Annotated in this window: 1 protein-coding gene; it reads right to left on the bottom strand. The window is 71.8% G+C overall.

Annotated elements, in window-relative coordinates; translation table 11 throughout:
* On the bottom strand, window positions 1-291 hold a 291-nt coding region (locus tag JHE00_RS34710; RefSeq protein WP_200326442.1), incomplete at both ends, for an FCD domain-containing protein.

The following is a 291-nucleotide window of genomic DNA, read 5'->3' as shown; positions in this document are numbered from 1 at the left end:
CTCGATGGACTCGCCGTTCGGAAACCACAGCAGCTCGCCGATCTCGCCCGGGAGGTCGATCTCCTGACGAGTCAGCCGCGTCGACTGCGCGGCGGCGGCGATCTCGATGGGGAAGAGCCCGTCTGCACGCCTGCGCTCACCCGCGGTCTCGGCGGCCGCGAGCTGGTCCACCAGCTCCTCCAGCCGGCCCTGATGCTCGTCGGAGGCGCGTTCGGCGGCGAGCCTGGCCGCGGTGGCTGTGATGGCGAGCAGGTGGTCGCCGATCTCGCGCAGCTCGTGCACGCCGGTGTC

The sequence above is a fragment of the Prauserella cavernicola genome, from assembly GCF_016595675.1.
Lineage (GTDB): Bacteria > Actinomycetota > Actinomycetes > Mycobacteriales > Pseudonocardiaceae > Prauserella_A > Prauserella_A cavernicola.
Note: the sequence above shows the minus strand (reverse complement) of the source record. Positions and strands in the feature narration are given on the sequence as shown.